The 20,303-nt window shown below is 49.9% G+C and carries 16 protein-coding genes and 4 pseudogenes; 15 read left to right on the forward strand and 5 right to left on the reverse strand.

Going from position 1 to position 20,303, the window contains the following annotated elements; genetic code table 11:
- Nucleotides 1-230: 230 nt before the first annotated feature.
- From iolA to glpX, 8 genes are all read left to right on the forward strand, one after another.
- Nucleotides 231-1,703: a methylmalonate-semialdehyde dehydrogenase gene (iolA, locus tag ACLD72_RS30905; protein ID WP_411003403.1), complete on the forward strand. Its 1,473-nt coding sequence runs from the start codon at nt 231-233 to the stop codon at nt 1,701-1,703.
- A 36-nt stretch (nt 1,704-1,739) separates the two neighbouring features.
- Entirely contained in the window at nt 1,740-2,594 is an 855-nt protein-coding gene (fba, locus tag ACLD72_RS30910) for a class II fructose-1,6-bisphosphate aldolase (protein WP_411003390.1), read from the forward strand.
- A 116-nt stretch (nt 2,595-2,710) separates the two neighbouring features.
- A complete protein-coding gene (gene iolC / locus ACLD72_RS30915; RefSeq protein WP_411003391.1) occupies nt 2,711-3,688 on the forward strand; it encodes a 5-dehydro-2-deoxygluconokinase in 978 nt (325 codons plus the stop codon).
- Nucleotides 3,689-3,747: 59 nt separating this feature from the next.
- Nucleotides 3,748-5,085 carry a gluconate:H+ symporter gene (locus ACLD72_RS30920; RefSeq protein ID WP_411003392.1) on the forward strand — a complete coding sequence of 446 codons (1,338 nt, stop codon included), beginning with the start codon at nt 3,748-3,750 and terminating at the stop codon, nt 5,083-5,085.
- Between the two features lie 19 nt (nt 5,086-5,104).
- Nucleotides 5,105-5,875, forward strand: coding sequence for an inositol monophosphatase family protein (locus ACLD72_RS30925; protein ID WP_411003393.1), 771 nt, complete (start codon nt 5,105-5,107; stop codon nt 5,873-5,875).
- A gap of 190 nt (nt 5,876-6,065) precedes the next feature.
- Nucleotides 6,066-6,707: a helix-turn-helix transcriptional regulator gene (locus ACLD72_RS30930; protein ID WP_251595651.1), complete on the forward strand. Its 642-nt coding sequence runs from the start codon at nt 6,066-6,068 to the stop codon at nt 6,705-6,707.
- A 27-nt stretch (nt 6,708-6,734) separates the two neighbouring features.
- On the forward strand, nt 6,735-7,532 hold the full coding sequence (locus tag ACLD72_RS30935; RefSeq protein WP_251595650.1) for a pyruvate, water dikinase regulatory protein: 798 nt from the start codon (nt 6,735-6,737) through the stop codon (nt 7,530-7,532).
- Between the two features lie 36 nt (nt 7,533-7,568).
- Entirely contained in the window at nt 7,569-8,564 is a 996-nt protein-coding gene (glpX, locus tag ACLD72_RS30940) for a class II fructose-bisphosphatase (RefSeq protein ID WP_411003394.1), read from the forward strand.
- A 113-nt stretch (nt 8,565-8,677) separates the two neighbouring features.
- Here the strand turns inward: glpX and ACLD72_RS30945 are convergent, their stop codons facing one another.
- Nucleotides 8,678-9,067, reverse strand: a complete 390-nt coding sequence (locus ACLD72_RS30945) for a tautomerase family protein (RefSeq protein WP_411003395.1) — start codon at nt 9,065-9,067, stop codon at nt 8,678-8,680.
- Between the two features lie 139 nt (nt 9,068-9,206).
- A complete protein-coding gene (locus ACLD72_RS30950) occupies nt 9,207-9,959 on the reverse strand; it encodes a DeoR/GlpR family DNA-binding transcription regulator (RefSeq protein WP_251595644.1) in 753 nt (250 codons plus the stop codon).
- Between the two features lie 183 nt (nt 9,960-10,142).
- Between ACLD72_RS30950 and ACLD72_RS30955 the strand changes: the two genes are divergently transcribed.
- From ACLD72_RS30955 to ACLD72_RS30965, 3 genes are read left to right on the forward strand one after another with little or no spacing between them, the layout of a single operon-like run.
- Nucleotides 10,143-11,360, forward strand: coding sequence for a sensor histidine kinase (locus ACLD72_RS30955; RefSeq protein WP_411003396.1), 1,218 nt, complete (start codon nt 10,143-10,145; stop codon nt 11,358-11,360).
- On the forward strand, nt 11,357-12,007 hold the full coding sequence (locus tag ACLD72_RS30960) for a response regulator (protein ID WP_411003397.1): 651 nt from the start codon (nt 11,357-11,359) through the stop codon (nt 12,005-12,007). Before ACLD72_RS30955 ends, ACLD72_RS30960 begins: the two co-directional genes overlap by 4 nt.
- Nucleotides 12,008-12,018: 11 nt before the next feature.
- Entirely contained in the window at nt 12,019-13,116 is a 1,098-nt protein-coding gene (locus ACLD72_RS30965) for an AI-2E family transporter (protein WP_251595637.1), read from the forward strand.
- A 76-nt stretch (nt 13,117-13,192) separates the two neighbouring features.
- Here ACLD72_RS30965 and ACLD72_RS30970 read toward each other — a convergent pair.
- Nucleotides 13,193-13,729: pseudogene (locus ACLD72_RS30970) on the reverse strand (Rpn family recombination-promoting nuclease/putative transposase); the annotation flags it as partial.
- 300 nt (nt 13,730-14,029) lie between these two features.
- Here ACLD72_RS30970 and ACLD72_RS30975 point away from each other — a divergent pair.
- Nucleotides 14,030-15,545 (forward strand): annotated as a pseudogene (locus ACLD72_RS30975) (glycoside hydrolase family 43 protein).
- On the opposite strand, the pseudogene ACLD72_RS30980 reads toward ACLD72_RS30975, so the two are convergent.
- Nucleotides 15,527-16,302, reverse strand: a pseudogene (locus ACLD72_RS30980) (helix-turn-helix domain-containing protein); the annotation flags it as partial. The pseudogenes ACLD72_RS30975 and ACLD72_RS30980 sit on opposite strands and share 19 nt — an antisense overlap.
- Nucleotides 16,303-16,538: 236 nt before the next feature.
- Here ACLD72_RS30980 and ACLD72_RS30985 point away from each other — a divergent pair.
- Nucleotides 16,539-17,021: pseudogene (locus ACLD72_RS30985) on the forward strand (ABC transporter substrate-binding protein); the annotation flags it as partial.
- 94 nt (nt 17,022-17,115) lie between these two features.
- On the opposite strand, the gene ACLD72_RS30990 reads toward ACLD72_RS30985, so the two are convergent.
- Nucleotides 17,116-17,472, reverse strand: coding sequence for a helix-turn-helix domain-containing protein (locus tag ACLD72_RS30990; RefSeq protein ID WP_285890447.1), 357 nt, complete (start codon nt 17,470-17,472; stop codon nt 17,116-17,118).
- Nucleotides 17,473-17,800: 328 nt separating this feature from the next.
- Here ACLD72_RS30990 and ACLD72_RS30995 point away from each other — a divergent pair, with 328 nt between their 5' ends.
- The gene (locus ACLD72_RS30995; protein ID WP_458476499.1) at nt 17,801-19,225 is read left to right on the forward strand and encodes a beta/gamma crystallin-related protein; all 1,425 of its coding nucleotides are present in this window, start codon (nt 17,801-17,803) and stop codon (nt 19,223-19,225) included.
- 137 nt (nt 19,226-19,362) lie between these two features.
- Complete coding sequence (locus ACLD72_RS31000) at nt 19,363-19,911, forward strand: CueP family metal-binding protein (RefSeq protein WP_411003399.1); 549 nt, start codon at nt 19,363-19,365, stop codon at nt 19,909-19,911.
- The last annotated feature ends 392 nt before the right edge of the window (nt 19,912-20,303 follow it).

Genomic DNA, 20,303 nt, shown 5'->3' on the forward strand with positions numbered 1-20,303 from the left:
TATTTACGATTAGGCTATTCGAATTAAACATAACCAACACATACCCAGTAATTTGAAATATAAAGTAATAAAGGCATGGATAGTGTTAATTATTTTTAATTAATAGCAAAATTTTTGTATTTACCATTGACTGAAAACGGTTTAAATAATAATATATGACCATAAGTTGATCAACTGTTATCAAAAACTTGATTGAAGGTTGGGATTTTTGAAACAAGGAGGATACTATGATGACGCAAGTAACAGAAGTGGAGATCTTAAAAAATTACATTAATGGTGAATGGGTGGAGAGTGCCACCGACCGTTATGAAGACGTGTACAACCCGGCGACAAACGAGGTTATCGCTCGCGTTCCTTTATCAACGAAAGAAGAAATTGATCATGCGGTTGAAGTCGCGGCCGAGGCTTTTAAAAGTTGGCAAAAAGTGGCCGTCCCCCGCCGGGCCCGGATTTTGTTTAACTATCAGCAACTGTTGACCCGGCACAAAGAGGAATTGGCTAAGCTGATCACGATTGAAAACGGCAAAAACCTCACCGAGGCTTTGGGCGAAGTGGGGCGCGGTATCGAAAACGTAGAATTTGCCGCCGGTGCCCCGACGTTGATGATGGGGGATTCGCTGGCCAGCATCGCCACGGATGTAGAAGCTGTTAATTACCGCTATCCGCTTGGCGTAGTGGGAGGAATCGCACCTTTCAACTTTCCGATGATGGTACCCTGCTGGATGTTTCCGATGGCGATCGCGCTCGGCAACACGTTTATACTGAAGCCGTCAGAGCGTACACCGCTGCTGACCAGACGGCTGGCGGAGCTGTTCGAGGAAGCCGGATTGCCTAAAGGCGTGTTTAACGTTGTATACGGGGCTCACGATGTCGTAAACGGTATTCTTGATCATCCGGAAGTCAAGGCGGTCTCCTTCGTCGGTTCGAAGCCGGTCGGCGAATATGTGTTCAAGCGCGGCAGCCAAAACCTGAAACGGGTGCAGGCGCTGACCGGAGCCAAAAACCATACCATTGTGTTGAATGACGCTAATCTGGAGGACACGGTGACCAATGTGATTAGCGCCGCTTTCGGATCGGCCGGAGAACGATGCATGGCCTGCGCTGTGGTTACCGTGGAAGAGGGGATCGCGGATGAATTCATTGCCCTCCTCAAGGAAAAGGCACAGAGCGCTAAAATCGGCAACGGTTTGGACGACGGGGTGTTTCTTGGCCCGGTCATCCGGGAAGAGAATAAACAGCGGACTCTTCGATATATCGAAAAGGGCCTGGAAGAGGGAGCGGCGCTCATCTGTGACGGACGGGATAACGTGCCGGATCAAGGTTATTTTGTCGGGCCAACGATTTTTGAACATGTAACGACGGATATGACGATTTGGAAGGAGGAAATTTTTGCGCCGGTGCTGTCCGTGATCCGCGTGAAAAACCTCAAGGAGGCGGTGGAGATCGCCAACCGGTCGGAATTCGCCAATGGGGCCTGCATTTTTACCTCCAATGCATCCGCCATCCGGTATTTCCGGGAAAACATCGATGCCGGGATGCTGGGCGTAAACCTGGGTGTGCCTGCGCCGATGGCCTTCTTCCCATTCTCGGGCTGGAAATCCTCCTTCTTCGGTACGTTGCACGCCAACGGCAAAGACAGTGTGGACTTCTATACGCATAAGAAGGTCGTGACTGCTCGCTATGCAACGCCGGCCTTTGATTAATCATCATGTTCAGGACAGTTGGGAGGTAAGGGACTATTGACGCTGGTATCATTCAAAGAAATGCTGCAAAAGGCCAAAGCGGAGCAATATGCGGTCGGACAGTTCAATTTGAACGGCTTGCAATGGGCGCAGGCCATCTTGCTGGCCGCTGAAGAAGAGCGTTCTCCCGTCATTCTGGCGGCTTCGGACCGGCTGGTGCCCTTTTTGGGCGGCTATAATGTGATCGCGGTGATGGTGGAGGAGCTTGTCAAAGAGATGAAGGTCACCGTTCCGGTGGCGCTCCATCTGGATCACGGGAAAACACCGGAGAATTGTAAAAAGGCCGTAGACGCCGGCTTTAGCTCCGTGATGATCGACGGTTCCCATGATCCGATCGGGCAGAATATAGCGATGACCGCCGAGGTCGTGAACTACGCACACCCCCGCGGAGTTTCGGTTGAAGCGGAGGTCGGCACGGTCGGCGGTATGGAGGACGGTTTGATCGGCGGCATTCGGTATGCGGACCCTGGAGAATGCGCCGCGCTGGTCAAGGAAACGGGGATCGATGCGCTCGCTGCGGCGCTTGGTTCCGTCCATGGTCCTTACCGGGGAGAGCCGGTACTGGGCTTTGCGGAAATGGAGCAAATCTCCGGACTTGTCGGGATTCCGCTGGTGCTGCACGGCGCTTCGGGCATTCCCGAACATCAGATTCGGCGGGCGATCTCTTTGGGCCATGCCAAAATCAATGTCAACACGGAATGTATCCAGGCCTGGGCGTCGGCACTCCGCCGGACGCTTGACGCCGACGCCGGTGTGTACGATCCGCGCGCGATTTTGTCCCCGGGAACCGAGGCGATCAAGGAAATTGTCAAAAGCAAAATCCGGGAGTTTGGTTCTGTAGGAAAAGCGTAGCGGTAAACATCGGGCTAGCGGATTAACAAATTATTTATTCCTGTGCGCCTGGCCTACGGCCTTTGCGCCGTGGGGCCAGGCACACAGGCAAACTGATCATGTTAGGAGAGATTGGCATGCTGCAAAACGAAAAGCAACGAAAATTTGACCTTATCACGTTGGGGAGAGCTTGTATTGATTTAAACGCGGTGGAGTACAACCGGCCCATGGAAGAAACGTTGACATTCTCTAAATATGTGGGCGGATCGCCCGCCAACATTGCGATCGGTGCCGCCAAACTCGGCTTGAAGGTCGGATTTATCGGAAAAGTTCCCGCCGACCAACACGGCCGCTTTATTCGGCATTCCATGAAGAAGAGCGGCGTCGATGTCTCATATATGATTGATGACACGGAAGGGCGCAAGGCGGGCCTGGCTTTTACGGAGATTAAAAGTCCGGAGGAGTGCAGCATCCTGATGTACCGTGATAATGTCGCCGACCTGTTTTTACGGCCGGATGAGATTGAGGAAGAATATATTGCCGCCGCTTCGGCCTTGCTGATCTCCGGTACGGCGCTGGCCGCCAGCCCTTCACGGGAAGCCGTTTTTAAAGCGATTTCATATGCCCGGGACAACGATACCAAAGTCATCTTTGAATTGGATTATCGGGGTTACACCTGGAAGTCTCCGGAGGAAACGTCGATTTATTATTCGGCCATTGCCGAACAGGCGGATGTCGTGATCGGAACCCGGGACGAGTTTGACGTGCTTGAAGGAAAAGAAGGCGGAAATAATGAGGCGACCGTTGGGCGATTGTTCCGTTATCGTCCGGAGCTCGTGGTCATCAAGCATGGCGTGCAAGGTTCTTACGCTTATACCCGGGATGGCAAGGTGCATAGGGGGCATGCCTTTAAATCCAAAGTACTTAAAACGTTCGGTGCCGGCGATTCCTATGCGGCTGCTTTCCTGTACGCCTTAATGAGAGGAAAAGAGCTTGATGAAGCCCTGAAATATGCCAGCGCTTCAGCTGCGATCGTCGTCAGCAAGCACAGTTCTTCGGAAGCGATGCCGACGGTGGCCGAAATCGAGCAGCTCATTGCCGCGCAAAGCCAATAAATTTGATTACTATTAACATCTGGTGATTACTTTATAATTGAAGCGGGGGAAGTTAGTTTATGCCGATATTGATTGTTTGCTTTGGGGTTGCACTGCTGCTTGTTCTGATTATGAAAGCAAAGCTAAATACGTTTGTATCGCTTACGATTACCGCTTTTGTCGTAGCCCTGCTGCTCGGCATGGATCCGGCGACCATTGTTACCACCATTGAAAGTGGTATCGGCGGCCAATTGGGGCATTTGGCGCTGGTGTTCGGTTTCGGCGCCATGCTCGGCCGTCTGGTATCCGACGCTGGGGGCGGTTACCGAATCGCCATCACGCTAATCGACAAGTTTGGCCGTAAACGGATTCAGTTGGCGGTCGTGGTGGCTTCTTTTATCGTCGGAATTGCCTTGTTCTTCGAAGTGGGTTTGGTGCTCTTGATCCCAATTGTTTTCGTCATCGCGAAGGAATTGAAGATCCCCTTCCTGTATCTTGGTATTCCGATGGCCGCCGCGCTGAACGTAACCCACGGCTTTCTGCCGCCGCATCCGGCGCCGACCGCCATCTCGGCAGCTTATGGAGCGGATTTGGGACAGGTTCTATTGTACGGCATGATCATCGCCATACCGACGACAATTGTGGCCGGACCCTTGTTCAACAAAGTGCTGATGAAAGTGTATCCCCGGGTGTACGAGCGGGAAACGAACGCTTCCGTTGTCGTCGGCGATCAAAAAAGCTTTGTGCTGAGCGAAACCCCTGGTTTCGGCATCAGCGTGCTGACTTCCATGCTTCCCGTGATTTTTATGGGCGTTGCCGCGGCCGCCAAAATGGTGATGCCCGAAAATTCGGGCGTGCTCAAAGTGCTGAATTTTATCGGAACGCCCGGCACCGCGATGCTTATCTCTTTGCTGGTGGCCATGTATACTATGGGTATAGCCAGAGGAATCGCGATGAAGCAAATCAGCAACACTTTGGTAAGCGCTATCTCGCAAATTTCCATGATGCTGCTCGTGATCGGCGGCGGCGGAGCCTTTAAGCAGGTGCTGGTCGACGGCGGGATCGGCGATTACGTTTCCCAATTGTTCTCGGCAACGAATCTGTCGCCGCTGCTTGTCGCCTGGATGATCGCCGCCATTTTGCGGTTGTGCCTTGGCTCCGCCACAGTGGCCGCGCTGACGACAGCCGGTCTGGTGGCACCGATGATCGCAGGCGGAGATGTAAATCCGGCGCTGATGGTGCTGGTTACGGGAGCGGGCAGCGTAATAGCCTGCCATGTGAACGATGCCGGCTTCTGGATGATCAAGGAGTATTTTGGATTGACGCTGAAGGAGACATTTGGTACGTGGACTACGCTGACAACTGTGCTTTCGGTGACGGGACTGCTCTGCGTGTTGGCCTTGGGCGCGATTTTGTAAAGGTAAGGAGGAGCAAAAGATGAACAGCCTGGATGTTGAACGGGTGTTGGGCTGGCTCGAGGAGGCGGCGCAAATGCTGCGCGACTCGCTTCAGGAAGAAAGAGAAATATCCCAGAAGACCGGGGCCCTTGATTTGGTGACCGATATGGACCGGCGGATTGAACAGTTTCTGGTTCGAAATATCAGGGAGTTCTACCCCGGCGACCGCATCTTAGGTGAAGAAGGCACGGGGGACCGGGTGGAGGATCTGGGCGGCCGTGTATGGATACTGGACCCCATTGACGGAACGATGAACTTCATCAAACAAAAAGAGAACTTTGCCGTCATGATCGCTGTTGTGGAAAATGGAGTGGGCAAATGCGGTTTCATTTATGATGTCATGCGTAGCCGGCTCATTTGGGGCGGGCCGGAAATCGGCGTATATTATAACGGTCATCCGCTGCCGTCATGGCAGGATCACGAATTAAAGGACAGCCTAGTGGCGATCAACTGGCAAATGTTTGCCGACAATGTTTCCAATGTCAAAGCCCTGGCCTGGGGAAGCTGCGGGGTCCGGATACAGAGCTGTGCGGGTACGGAATTTATTCACCTGCTATTGGGAAAACAGTCGGTTTACGTTTCCAAGCTGGCGCCCTGGGATTACGCAGCCGGGAGGATTTTATGCGAAACCGTGGGAATTCGTTGTTCTACAATAGAAGGCGATTCACCGGGGTGGCTGGAATCAATTAAGGGAGTATTTGCAACACCGCGCGCATATGAAAGCGCTATACAAATTTTGAATAAACAATAAATTGTACCCATGGGGACCTGTTGGCCAAGTCGGCCGGGAGGTCTTTTTATTTAAAAAAAATAAAATATAGGACGTTCTATATATTGATTTCATCTGAAATATTGTGTATTATTCAAACATAAATGCGGATTATATATCCAATTTGCGCTTGAATAAGTGTGCAAGTTCACCTATGAAGTGGAGGTAAACCGTGATCGAACTGACAGCTCGTCAACTGCAAATTATCGATATCGTCCAAAAAAACGCACCGATTAGCGGAGAACAGATTGCTGAAAGCTTGCATTTAAGCAAACCGACGATCCGCTCGGACCTGTCGCTGCTTGTTATGCTCGATTATATCAACGCCAAGCCCAAGGTCGGTTATTTCCCGGGAGGCAAGGCTTCTTCCGATCTGCGCAACGGTTACCTGCTGCAAAATAGCAAAGTCAAAGATATTCAGGGCATGCCGATCATTATCAGGGAAATCACCACCATACAAGATGCCGTCGTTACGCTTTTCCTGCAGGATGTGGGCACGCTATTCGTTTGCGATGATGACGGCAAGCTTGCCGGGGTTGCTTCGCGCAAAGATTTCCTTAAGGTTACGCTCGGCAACCCTGGCGCAACGTCCATGCCGGTCAGTATGGTCATGACACGCCAACCCAAAGTGGTTACGGTATTTCCTGAAGATACGGTGCTCGACGCAGCGCAAAAAATGATTTTGCACGAGGTAGACAGCCTGCCGGTTGTCGTTCCGGCTAACGAAGAAGAGAGCGGCGCAAGGCTTACGGTGGTTGGCCGTTTGACGAAAACTTCGATCTTAAAGCTGCTTCTTGACAAAGAGACCCATTGATAGGAAAACAGGAGGAATCGAGAGAGCATGGAAACATCACATTTGATCACGATCTGCTCGGATTCATTGGGAGATACGGCCGAGGCGGTTGTGCAGGCGGTCATCCACCAATTTGAGAATCAACGAGTCAAAATCAAGCGTTACGGCAACATTCGCCATGAAGATGAACTGCGGAAGCTGCTGGAAGAAGCCGCACGTCACCAAGGCTTTGTGGCCTACACGCTTGTGCAGCCGGAGCTCCGCGAAGCGATCCGCGAGGAAGCCGTCAGGCTCGACTTGCGCATTGTCGATATTATGGGCCCTATGATGCAGGCGTTCATCGACACGTTCGACGATGCGCCGCAAGCACGCCCCGGCCTGCTGCATCAGCTTAATGAAAATTATTTCCGGCGTGTAGAAGCCATCGATTTTACGGTGGCCAGCGACGGCGGGCGGAATCTCGAAGCCATGTTCGAAGCAGATATTGTGGTGATGGGCATATCGCGCACCTCCAAGACGCCCTTAAGCATCTTCCTTGCTCACCGGGGCAAAAAAGTCGTGAACTATCCGCTTGTTCCCGAGGTAGGGCCGCCGCCGCATCTGCTAAGCCTGCCTTCGAGCCGCCTCATCGGCCTGACGATGGAGCCGGAGCATATGCTCAAAATCCGCTCGGAGCGGCTGAAAATGCTGGGCCTGCCGCTGGACACGCAATACACCAGTCTGGCCCGCATTCAGGAAGAAACGGATTATGCCTTGGCGCTGTATTCCCGGCTGAAATGTCCGGTTATCGACATTACCGATAAAGCGATCGAAGAGACAGCCGGCATCATCATGGGATATATTTAAAAATTTCCGATTATAACGCTACTGGGGGGATTTTATATGGAACGAGAACTGACATTGGAAATTGTAAGGGTGACAGAACTGGGCGCCTTGGCCGCCGCCCGCTGGGTCGGCAGAGGCGATAAAAACGCCGCCGACGAGGCGGCCACTGCCGCGATTCGTTCCATGTTCGATTCCGTTTCGATCGACGGAACCGTGGTCATTGGCGAAGGGGAAATGGATGAAGCGCCGATGCTGTATATTGGGGAAAAAGTAGGCAATGGCCTGGGACCGTCCGCAGACGTTGCCGTTGATCCGCTCGAAGGCACAGAAGTGGTGGCCGCGGGTCTTAGCAACGCACAAGCCGTCATCGCCGTCGCCGACAAGGGCAGCCTGCTGCACGCCCCTGACATTTACATGGAGAAGCTGGCCTGCGGCCCGGAACTGGCCGGCCAATTGAGCATTACGGATCCGGTCGACATCACCTTAAACAAAGCCTCCCAAATTACGGGCAAATCGCTTTCCGAACTGACCGTTATGGTTCTTGACCGGGAACGCCATGCGGGCCTGATCTCCGCGTTGCGAAAAGCCGGGGTGCGAATCAAACTGCTTCTTCATGGCGATGTCGCCGGCGCCATTGCGGCCGCGCTGCCGGACAACGACGTAGACCTTTACCTTGGCTCCGGCGGCGCCCCGGAAGGCGTGCTGGCCGCGGCTGCCTTGAAATGCCTCGGCGGCGAGATGCAGGGCATTCTGCTTCCGAGCAGCCCGCAGGAGGTTCAGCGCTGCCTGCAAATGGGCATTGCCGATCCCACCCGGGTGCTTTACATGCAGGATATGGTCGGCTCCGGTGATGTTTTGTTCGCCGCCACCGGCGTGACTACCGGAGAATTTCTGAACGGTGTCCGCTTTATCGGTTCCGATCATGCGGAGACGCATTCCGTCATCATGCGCGCGCAGAGCCGCACGATCCGCTATATACGCAGTGTGCACTTTCTTCCCAAAAAGCAGTTTCCGGCGGAAATTCCCGCCTGGGAACAGGTTTCTTCCTTGTGACTAAATATTCAATAAAATATTAGCAAACGAAAACGGCACGCGTCGCCCTTAGACAACGCGTGCCGTTTTTATTTACGTATACTCCCATGGAACTATAACTTTTTAACTTATACTTACAGTTTTCCCGTTAGAAACTGGGCTTCCCCCATGCCGAAGCTCCAATCCGCCGGTCCATTCTGTACAAGCGAGATGATCACGTCGGTTGGCTCAATACCGCATTCCTGCTTGAGACGTTCAACCAGCAGCTTGTACAATCGTTTTTTCTGTTCCTGTGTCCGCTCTTTGCTTACGATGCTGATGACGACAACCTGATCGGTACGTTTAAAGCCTAAACCTGTATCTTCAATCATCATCTCATGAGCAGGGTGCTGATGCACAATCTGATACCGGTCGGTAACAGGGACTTGAAAGGCCTCGACCATCGCACCGTGAGCTGCGTTCAGCAGTTTTTTCAATTCCTCCGGGCTGCGGCCTTCAATAACGTCAAATCGTAATAACGGCATGTTGTTTTCCTCCTGTGAATTTGAATACATTTAATATAAAACATAACCAAAATATTATCAATAGTTAACCTATTGAGGCGGCACGATCTGGCCAATTTAAGAAGGCCGGATCGTGCCGTTTGCGTTTGGAGCGAGGATTTTACGGCGTGACAATAGTGATGCCATGTTCGAAAGCGTATTGCTGATAGCTCTCATTTGGTATGCTGTTGGTGATTAGGTAATCAATGTCGCTCAAAGAGCAGTACGTGGTGATCCCATAATTATCAAATTTGCTGTCGTCAATCATTAAGTAAACCTTTGAACTTTTTTCCACGATCGTACTTTTTACCTCGGTTTCCAGCGGCGACGAATTTGTCACTCCGTTGGTGAGGGTGATGCCGGTGGAAGCAAGGAAAGCCTTGTTAATATTATACTTTTTCAGGAAATCAATGCTTTGAAAGCCGACAAAAGAGTTCGTCTTGCGTTCAAGCATGCCGCCTGTAGAGAAGATGGTCAAGGAAGGAAACGCCTTGGCTTGGTGAATGAAGTCAAAATTGTTGGAAATTATCGTAAGCTGCTTGTGTTGAATGTAAGGAAGTAGCTCGAGTGTTGTAGTCCCTGAGTCGACAAAGATCACCTCTCCATCCTCCACAAATTGCGAGGCCAGCTTTCCAATCTCCTGCTTTTTGGTTAAGTTTTGATCCCTTCGCTCGTTAAAGACAACGAGTGTAGAGTGGTTGACGGATACTCCACCGTAAACCTTCTTCAGAATCCCTGATTCGACAAGCGTTTGGATATCCCTGCGAATCGTGTTCTTGGAAACGCCAAAATGCTCAACCAGCTCCTCCAAAGATACCGATTCATGCTCAAAAACATATTCTTTGATCTGATTAATTCGCTGCGATTTGATCATATGTTGATTCTCCTAAGATAAATTTGGTTAAATTCCTGATCATATATGGCTAAATTTATTGTAATCGAGTCAAGATTAAAAATCTACTGGACCGGTTTTCTTTTGAACAAAAAGGTACATGTACGAAAGTACGATTAAAAGGGAGTGGTTAAGCCTTATAATAGAGATAAAGGAGGGGGCCGGATGTTCGGCAAAAAAAATTCGGAAGATATAGAGTCGCCTCTAACAGACTCGATTAATGAATTGTTCGTATCCAGGTTCCCGGTTTTGCTTTGGGCGTTGATGGTATCTATCGGCACTTTGACATTGCAAAATTTAGCCGAGCCTCGTATTATTAACAGTCTGTTATTTACCGGGGCCATGGCAGCCCATATCTGCCTGCACTGGAATTCGTACCGCTTTGCCAAAAGACAGCCTTGGCTGTATTTTTTAGTGCAGGGCTTGTTGATTGCGGCGTGCGCCTTCTTGATGCCGGACGGCTGTTTTCCCGTCTTGATAGGTTTGTTTCCCGTATTGGTCGGCCAGAGCGTAGGCTTGTATAATCAAAAACGAAAAATACTCCTTACAGCTCTGTTCAGCATGCTGCTGTATTTTTATTGCATTCTGTATGTAAGCAATAAGAATGAAATCTTTGGCCTGACTCTAATGTTCGTTTTAATGATGATCATCGTTATGGCGTACGCGCTGCTCTTTTTTAGGCAGGTTCACGCGCGTCTTAGGACGCAAAATTTTTTACGCGACCTGGAGAACGCACATCGGAAAGTTGAAGAATTAACCCTCGCCAATGAACGGCAGCGTATGGCTCGCGATCTCCATGATACACTTGCCCAGGGCCTGGCTGGCTTGATCATGCAGTTGGAGGCCGTCGACGCTTTTATGACGCAGGGAAATATGGACCGGTCGCGGGATATCGTCAAGAAGGCGATGGAGCAGGCGCGGCGAACGCTGGCCGATGCCCGCCGGGCGATCGACGACTTGCGGGTCAAATCGGGCCCTGACGTCGATTTTAAAGAAGCGGTGGCTGATGAGGTCCGGCGTTTTATCCAGGCTACAGGGATTCAGACATTTTTGGATATTAAAGTTACCCGGCGCCTGTCCGGAAAGTTGACGGAGCATGTTCTGCAAATTATTAGCGAGTGTCTGACCAATGTGACCAAACATGCAAAGGCCGATAAAGTGTGGGTTACGGTGTCCGATATGAACAACTGGGTGTTTATTGAAATCAGGGATAACGGGACAGGTTTTAATACGGATATGCTCGGTAAGCAACCAGGGCGCTATGGCATACTGGGGATGCAAGAGCGTGCCAGGTTGATTGGGGGAGAGCTTAATATTTTTAGCGGTGCGGAAGGCACAAAAGTTCAAATGGAGGCTTCACTGCTTGAAGGAGAAACAGTATGAACCGGTATAAAGTGCTGATTGTCGACGATCATTTCGTCGTGAGGGAAGGGTTGAAGCTGATTCTGGAAACCGATGAGCGATTCGAGGTCATCGGTGAAGCGGAGAACGGGGAGATTGCCGTTCAGCTTGCTCATGAGCTTAATCCGGATGTGATTTTAATGGATCTGAATATGCCCGTCATGAGCGGGCTGGAAGCCATGAAGCTGTTGAAGAACAGCGGCAGCCGCATTCCAGTCATTATTTTGACGACTTATAACGAAGACGATCTTATCTCTAACGGCCTTGCTTTGGGGGCGAAAGGCTATTTGCTCAAAGATACGGGCCGGGATCATCTATTCCGTACGATCGAATCGGCGATGCGGGGAGAGACGCTGCTGCAGGCCGATATTTTGGCCAAAGCGTTGGCTGCGAAAGAGCACCGGGAGGACACCCCGCGGAAGGAGCAGGCTTCTTCGCTTACCGAGAAGGAAGTCCAGGTCCTGCAGTTCGTCGCCCGGGGGTACAAAAGCAAGGAGATCGCCTTTGATATGGGGATTTCCGAGCGGACAGTCAAGGCGTATTTAACGAACATCTATAATAAATTGGGAGTCGACTCGCGGTCGCAAGCGGTAGTCACGGCTCTGGAACGGGGAATTCTTCATCCGTAAACAAGAGGAGGTTGGGAAAGCTGTTAGATAAGTCCATTCGTTACGGCACCTTGCTGCTGATCATCATTGCCATTGTTTATTTGGGCTCCAAGCTGGATTTTATTTATATCCCTATACAAGTCATGATAAGCGCGGTTCTGATTCCGCTGCTGCTCGCCGGATTTTTTTACTATTTGCTGCGGCCGGCAGTGGACTTTCTGGAGCGGCATAAAGTCAAGCGGACGTTGGCTATCCTGCTGCTGTATCTGGTTATGCTGATCATTGCCGTCGCGTTTATCGTAGGGGTATGGCCGCCTTTGCAGGCCCAAATGATCAATCTGCTGCAAAATATTCCGACCTTGCTCGACATGCTGAATGTCAAGCTGAGTGAACTGGCGGAGAATCAGCAGTTATCCTTTTTGCCGCTGGAAGGGATTAATTTTTCCAAATTGACCGAATACCTGAGCACAGGCGTCACCATGCTGGCCAATTCCATTTCCGGTCTTGTTTCGCTGCTCTCAAATTTCGCGATCGCCTTGTTCACGTTTCCGATCATCCTGTATTACATGCTCAAAGATGGGCAACGCTTCGGAATCACTTTGGCGAAATTGTTTCCGCGGCGCTATCGCGGTGAAGCGCTGAGAACGGTCCGCGAGATCGATAATGTATTAAACAATTATATCGTCGGCCGGGTTATCGTCAACGTGGCGCTGGGAATTTTGATGCTCATCGGATTCTGGATCTTGGGGCTTCCTTACGCCCTGCTGCTGACGGTCATTGCGGTCATTATGAACTTCATCCCGATTTTCGGGGCTATCATCTCTGCCATTCCCATCGTGCTGATCGGTTTGATCGAATCGCCGTACATCGGGATCTGGTCGCTGGTGATCATCCTGGCGGCTCAGCAAATTCAAGACAACTTGATCTCGCCTTACGTGTTTGGCAAAACGCTGGATATTCATCCGGTCACGACCATTCTACTTATCCTTGGCAGCGGCAAAATATTCGGCATCATCGGCATGCTGTTGATTGTCCCGGTATATATGATCCTCAAGATATTATGGAAGAAGCTGTTCCAGCTGTTGATCAAACCGAATTGGGAGCGAGCCGGGACGGTGGAGAAGACATAAGAGGGGTTCTAATGTTGCTGTAAAAAATAATCGCCTTGCCGTTAATCAGATCGGCAAGGCGATTATTTTAAAAAAACTAGTGAGTGGACTTCAAGGAATTTACTTCGTCCTCCGATAATCCGCTCGCTTTAACGATGACGGAAATCTCGATCCCCATAGCCAGCATGTTCTTGGCAATTTCCATGGCTTTCTTTTGTTCTCCCTTTGCTATACCTTTCTCCATGCCTTTAGCCATACCTCTATCCGTTGCCCACTCAATCATAGACGCCTCGTCATGCAGATATTTCTGGCGCTCCTCGTACTTGCGGCGGGCTTCCCGATCCAGACTTAAAAACTCCAGCGTATCCATCGCTTTCTTCAAGTTTGGCTCATTCATCTGCAGCACCTCCCAGTTCGATTTGTCGGCACTCTTTAGGAAAAGCAGCCAGTTCACCAAACCGCCCTCCATCGAAATCGACTGATCATCCAGTTTGGATAATTCCATAACATGTACTTCAATGTCTTCGCATAGCTCAAGTCCCGTGTGATCCTCCCGCAAATGATAGACATTATGATACCGGTCGTTGGCAATGGCCGTGAAATTCAAAATATTGATTGTAACGAATTTTTTCAGTCAAGGTTCAGTCGTCAATTTGACATTCAACTCCATTTCTTATATTGTATCACAATTTAAGTGAAGGCAAACAAAAAGCCGCTCCAATACGGCAGCCAGATAAAGGCTCGTATTACAGCGGCATGTGCTTCACACCAGTAAAATTATGGTTAAAGTATACCCGATTATTATGAATACCGCAACTAATGTCCATATCCTCCTACATACATGACTTAAATATCAAGGTTTGCCTTCTGTTCGCGCACTACAATGATGGATGAGGATCGAAAAAAATTTCGGAACGAATAGAGTGCAGCTTTGATGCAGTATACCAACCCCATAATCCCCGGCTTTTATCCCGACCCCAGTATCTGCCGGGTTGGCGAAGACTACTATCTGGTCACCAGTTCGTTTGAGTATTTTCCCGGAGTTCCTATTTTTCATAGTAAGGATCTTGTTCATTGGCGTCAGATCGGACATTGTCTCACGACAAAAGAACAACTGCCCCTCTCCAACGCGTGGACATCAGGGGGCATCTATGCCCCGACCCTTCGCTACCACAAGGGCTGGTTCTATATGGTAACGACTAACCTGGGCGGGGGGCGGAAATTTCTATGTAAAAAGCATGATACCGGAAGGTCCTTGGTCAGATCCGATCCCGGTTATACAGGACGGCATAGATCCGTCTCTTTTGTTCGCTGATGACGGCTGTGTGTACTTTCAATCCACCCGCACCGGCGATCAGGGAAGCGGTATTTATCAATGCGAAATCGACCCCAAGACAGGGGAAATGCTGGCGGAGAGCCGTTTAATCTGGAGGGGAACCGGCGGTGCGCATCCCGAAGCTCCTCATCTGTACAAGATTAACGGTTATTATTTTTTAATGATCGCCGAAGGAGGAACGGAGTACGGGCATATGACAACCATCGCCAGGAGCGTGAACCCGTATGGTCCTTATGAAGCTTGCCCTTATAATCCCATTCTTTCGCACAGAAGCCTGGACAGCACCATTCAAGCGACCGGCCATGCGGATATCCTCCAAATTCATGACGGCTCCTGGTGGGCGGTTTTATTAGGTATAAGGCCCGTTTCCTATCCGAAGCGCCACCATTTGGGCAGAGAGGTTTTCCTGGCGCGCGTGACCTGGACGGCGGACGGTTGGCCGATTATTGGAGATGGCGGCCGCATCGACCCTGTTATGAACGGTCCTGAGCTGCCTGAAGTCCGTTGGCCGGATAAGCCGATCCGAGACGACTTCGATCAATCCCAGTTGGGTTTTGATTGGACATTTCTGCGAAATCCTGAGCCGGATAGCTGGTCTCTATCGGAACGCCCTGGATTTCTTGCGTTGCGGGGGAACAAGATCACGTTAAATGACGCGTCCGCTCCCGCTTTTGTTGGCCGGCGTCTTTGCCATTTCTCCTGCAATATTGCGGCAGTGCTGGAATTCGAACCCCTGAACGATGGCGAGGAAGCCGGATTAACCGTTTATATGAACGAAAAATATCACTACGATCTCGCCGTAAGGTCCGTTCAAGGGCGCAAGGTGATCGTATTTCGGCGTACGGTCGGTTCGCTTCGGATGGAGGAAGTGCGGGAATGCCCGATAGGACATGTTGAACTGAAGGTAGGGGCCCAGCCCGAAAAATTCGTTTTTTCATATCGCCATCATCAATCACCGGATCCCATCGAAATGGGCTGGGGAGAAACTCATCTCTTATCCACGGAAGTGGCCGGAGGTTTTACGGGAATATTCACTGCCATGTACGCAACCTCCGAAATGGGGCAATCCGCCCCCGCGCTGTTCGATTGGTTTGATTATGAGCCGCTAGGGTGATTTTTACGGAACGCTTTTGGCGTCATGCCGTACGTTTTTCTGAACTGGCGGGCGAGATAATTGCTGTCGTTAAACCCGCATTCGTAGGAGATTTCCGTAACCGGGAGGTTGGTTTGTTTCAATAGAGCGCATGCCCGTTCCAAACGAAGCCGCTGAAGATAAGCGATCGGGGTCGTTTGATGAAATAGGCTCTGAATATCCGGTTCAAGTGCCTAACGGAAATAGCGGATGTGACCGCAATTTCTTCCAGGGTAATCGGCTCGAGGTAATGATCTTCGATATAAGAAATCGCATTCGCCAAATGCATCAGGCTGCTGTCGATGTCTTTTTCATGGGTGTCATACAGCCTGGACAAATAGACGACGAGTTCCATAAACCGCGAAGCCAGCATGGTCTGATAGCCTGGGAGCTTGCTATGATATTCATCGATCATGGCCGCAATAAGGGAGGAGACGTATTCAAGGCTTGGGATCGGGATATTCAGCTTGCTTTTGTAGGGGTGAATGCTGCGATAAAACGGTTCCAAAATGAACAGCGCCTGGAAGCCGTTCGATGCCCTGAGATCAGGGCCAGCAGAGCGGAGCAGCTCGGGTTTAAACATGATGTTGCAAATTTTAAGATCGTGAGGGTCTTTATAAGCATGCGGGGTTTCGCCGTTGATGACAAAAACATTCCCCTTCTTGATGAATGACGCATCGTCATTAACGATGTGCGTAGCATTTCCGTTCAGCACAATGACCAGCTCGGAAAAGTCAAGCATGACTTGAAAGTCAAGGTATGCTTACCGATCCGTAAATTAAAATGATGAATAAACACAGGTTGGCAAAAAGACAAAGGGGGTTATGACATGATAGGAAACAAAGTCCCAAAGCTTGGAATGCTGCTTCTGGCAAGTATGCTGCTTATCGCGGGCTGCGGCAGTCCGGGAAGCGAATCCGCCGATTCGGCAAACGAGGTTAACGAGGATAGTACGGGGCCGATCACGTTTACCTTAAAAAAGTCAACGATGCGGCTAATTTCTCGAAACAAACCGGTATTGAACTTTATTCCGTTTTTGGAGTCCGCTACGGCGACGGCGTTAAAGATTCCACAGGCAACTACTACACGACCAGATTCCTGGAACAAATTATCGCCAGCTATTCGGATGCCGAAAAGGAAACTCTGGCCGCCTACCAAGCAACAACCTGGAAAGACCTGTTCCCCAGTGAAAAAGATTTTCCCGTCAAAGAATGGGGGGCCTTGTACAACATGCAGGTACCGACAGACGGTAACTATCAAATCATTTATCAAAAAACGCAGGATATCGTCCGCAAGCGGATTCCGGAAGCCATTTTGGTCAAACCGGCCGACTTTGACAAAGTATACGACGCCTTCATCGATGAATTGAACAAAGCTGGCGCCGAGAAAATGGAGAAGGAATATTCGGAGCTTGTTAAAGCAAGAGTATCGCTTTTTACGGGGAAAGATGTTCAATAGTCAATGGTCTGTGAACAGAAAAAAAGAAACCTCAAAAACCGCAGGAATTGCGGGTTTTGGGGTTTCTTCCGTTTATGAACGAGGAGCGGCGCTTCTAGGTATCATAACCGTCGGACGTGGCGTTTTCCTTAAAGTCCACGATCGGCTTGATCACCTGCATAATCAAATTAATCTTTTCGGGAGAGCAATCCTCCAGCAGTTCGAGAATCTCGTGCCGGAGATAATCCTTTCCCTGAATGTTGGTGCCGCTCAAAATATATTCGGGCGATTCTTCGAGCACAACGCAAAGCTGGGACAGTCTGTCCAGATTGATCGCTGTTTTTCCACGTTCAATTTTGCTTATATAGGCGTTGGAGACTTCCAATTTCTCGGCCAACACTTCTTGTGTCAACCCTCGATTCTCTCTGACCCGTTTGATTCTTTTGCCAATTTGCGAATAATCGTAACCCATGTCATCACCTGCCTAAATTTTAACAATCCTTCCATGGGCGTTACATGCACACAAAGTTAATTTGAACCTATAAGTTAAAATTTATAAACTAATAATTTTAAATTAACGTAGGGGTTCAAACATCAGTGCAGAAATATATGAAATCGAGATACAATTCTGGGGCATTCCATACATAATAATATCTATTTTCTTGTTGATTTTTCTACGAAAATTAACTATTCTAAATATGTCATATATTGTAATTTTATAGTAGAATATCAAAATTTAAGGGTGGTGGTGCGGCGAAATTATCATTAATCATTTTAATCATTTTGAGGAGGTATAAATGATGAAAAAATCGTTTGCTTTACTGATGGCGTTGGCGATGATCTTCGGTTTTCTTCCGCAAACTTTGGCAAACGCGGCAAGCGCTCCGCCTTCGACCTGGCAAGAGCATTGGTTCGAGCATAAGGAGCTGCTCAAACTCGCCTATTATGATGATGAGGTGGCCGTGTATTTTGACAATGATATTAACCCGAATCAAGCCAGCTGGATTTACTCTACGGCGGCCGACGTGTGGAAATATACGAAGCAAACCTACGGCTCCATGGGCGGCGACGGCCGGCTTTACGTTGTAGTCCACAACAAAAAATACAGCGGTGGTCATCCCGGCTATTATTATAATGCCGACCATGACAACCGCAACGTGATTGATATCGGCGGCTCCGACTTCAGCAGCCCAAGCGGATGGAATATGGATATCCTTGTCCATGAAATCGCTCATATTGTGGAATTTGCGGCAAACGGGGCCAAGGGCTCCCCGGCTTTCCGGCTGTGGGGCGACAGTAAATGGGCGGAAATTTACCAATATGACGTTTACAAGGCTTTAGGATACGATAGCGAAGCGCAGCGAGTTTATGACAGCTTCATAAGCAAGTCGGAAAGCTTCCCGCGGGCGGGAACCTACTGGTTTAAAAATTGGTACTATCCGGTTTATGACAACTATGGAAAAAATCAAGTTCTAACGCGCTTCTTCCAGCTACTTGCTCAATATTTCCCGAGAAATTCTGCCGGTTATTTCACGAGAGATCTGAACATGGGCGAGTATGTGCATTTTATGAGCGGCGCGGCAAAAGCCGATTTAAAATCGCTGGCGTCCGGGGCGTTCGGCTGGACGAACGAATACGAAAGCCAATATCAGGCGGCGCGCCAGGAATTTCCGCAAATCACTTATGGAGGAGACGTGGCGATTTCAGAGGGGGCCGTCTTCTATGGAGACGCCAACTATGGCGGTTTTGCCGTGGCGCTGGGGGTAGGCACTTACAACTACAATGACATGCTAGCGGCCGGCATTCCCAATGATAAGCTCTCCTCGGTGAAAGTAACTCCCGGCATCAAAGTGACACTCTATGAAGACGCGAATTTCGGCGGCGCGCAAGTAGTCATTACATCGGACAACGCACATCTCGGAGACTTTAACGATAAGACATCTTCCCTCAAAGTTGAAAGAATACCGGCCTTTTATGTCGATGCCGGCTACAAAGGAAACTCGGTCAGCCTCGAAGCAGGCAGTTATAATGACGCTGATTTAATCGCCAAAGGAATTGCTAATGATTCGATTTCTTCGGTGAAAGTACCGAGCGGCTACAAGGTTACACTCTACGAACATAAGGATTTCCAGGGAGCAAGCAAAGTATTGCTTGCGGACACTTCCTATGTCGGCGACGATTTTAATGACAAGACCTCTTCCATAAAAATAGAGCATGTAAACTAGGCAGGCCACTCATAGGACGTTCAGGGATGAACGTCCTATTTTTGCTCAATACTATACGTATGTATGGTATAATTAGGCAGAATGAGGAAGCTTTCAACCTGCATAAAATAACTTATTAAATAGAAGGGGTGCAAGGAATGAAACGGAGAAATGTCTTGCTGGCGGCCGGAGTTATTGCGGTGGCGGCGTTAGGAACCTACTATATTTTTACGGGAAGCGCTGAAAAAGAAGTTGCAACCGTCAAGCTGGATCCGCAAAGTGTGAAGCAGTTGGTGCACGATTACAGCACGGACAAACTGCAAGCCCAATCAGCTTCGATCACGGCGCGTCAGCTCGTGGTGACCGATGAAGGGAAAGGCTCCACGGCCTATGATCTGCCGAAAGACGAGTTTTTTGTGTCCATCGCGCCGTATATCGAGCAAACGCATCCATGCGATATCCACAGCTTGACGGGCTGCCAAGGGGAACTGGCGGATAAAGAGTTTGATGTATCCATCGCCGATCTGGAGGGCAACACCATATTAGATCAAAAAATGAAGTCTCAGGCCAACGGATTTATCGACTTGTGGCTGCCGCGGGACAAAACGTACCGTATCACGGTTGGTCACGACGGGAAAACGGCCGAGTCGGAGTTTTCCACGTTTGACAGCGACAACACTTGCATCACTACTCTCCAATTAAGTTAGTTCGCTCTGGAGCTTCTAAACAAGTCTGGTGCCGGAAACGGCGCCAGGCTTGTTGTGTTTTTAGGGAAGATTTCCTTGAACTTATAGCTTAACTTTCACAGCAAAAAATCGGCAGACAAATATTAACTTACAGTGTCTTCCCTAAACCGGGCAAGCAACTCGAGCGCTTTGCTGCGATTCCGCTCAAACATGGAAGCATGGAAGCGCCAACGATGAAGAGGGCGTCACGATCCGCCGAGATCAGCGCATCAACCTTTTGCAGCGTAGCCGCCCTCGAGCAGTGTCTCAAATCGACGCCAGGTGAGGGGGCTGCCCAAAGGGTTCGTGTCTTGGTGTCCCTGCCTTCTGCTTGCCTTTGCACGATTATCCCTTTCGTTCAGAGAGCAGGGAGC

This window comes from Paenibacillus lacisediminis (assembly GCF_046567315.2).

What these genes read in the sequence shown, in the direction of transcription:
- ACLD72_RS30990 (WP_285890447.1), bottom strand. Translation starts at nt 17,472, where the DNA reads ATGGGTTACGATTATTCGCAAATTGGCAAAAGAATCAAACGGGTCAGA.
- ACLD72_RS30920 (WP_411003392.1), top strand. Translation starts at nt 3,748, where the DNA reads ATGCCGATATTGATTGTTTGCTTTGGGGTTGCACTGCTGCTTGTTCTG.
- iolA (WP_411003403.1), top strand. Translation starts at nt 231, where the DNA reads ATGACGCAAGTAACAGAAGTGGAGATCTTAAAAAATTACATTAATGGT.
- ACLD72_RS30945 (WP_411003395.1), bottom strand. Translation starts at nt 9,067, where the DNA reads ATGCCGTTATTACGATTTGACGTTATTGAAGGCCGCAGCCCGGAGGAA.
- ACLD72_RS30960 (WP_411003397.1), top strand. Translation starts at nt 11,357, where the DNA reads ATGAACCGGTATAAAGTGCTGATTGTCGACGATCATTTCGTCGTGAGG.
- ACLD72_RS31000 (WP_411003399.1), top strand. Translation starts at nt 19,363, where the DNA reads ATGAAACGGAGAAATGTCTTGCTGGCGGCCGGAGTTATTGCGGTGGCG.
- glpX (WP_411003394.1), top strand. Translation starts at nt 7,569, where the DNA reads ATGGAACGAGAACTGACATTGGAAATTGTAAGGGTGACAGAACTGGGC.
- ACLD72_RS30925 (WP_411003393.1), top strand. Translation starts at nt 5,105, where the DNA reads ATGAACAGCCTGGATGTTGAACGGGTGTTGGGCTGGCTCGAGGAGGCG.
- ACLD72_RS30995 (WP_458476499.1), top strand. Translation starts at nt 17,801, where the DNA reads ATGAAAAAATCGTTTGCTTTACTGATGGCGTTGGCGATGATCTTCGGT.
- iolC (WP_411003391.1), top strand. Translation starts at nt 2,711, where the DNA reads ATGCTGCAAAACGAAAAGCAACGAAAATTTGACCTTATCACGTTGGGG.
- ACLD72_RS30950 (WP_251595644.1), bottom strand. Translation starts at nt 9,959, where the DNA reads ATGATCAAATCGCAGCGAATTAATCAGATCAAAGAATATGTTTTTGAG.
- ACLD72_RS30935 (WP_251595650.1), top strand. Translation starts at nt 6,735, where the DNA reads ATGGAAACATCACATTTGATCACGATCTGCTCGGATTCATTGGGAGAT.
- ACLD72_RS30955 (WP_411003396.1), top strand. Translation starts at nt 10,143, where the DNA reads ATGTTCGGCAAAAAAAATTCGGAAGATATAGAGTCGCCTCTAACAGAC.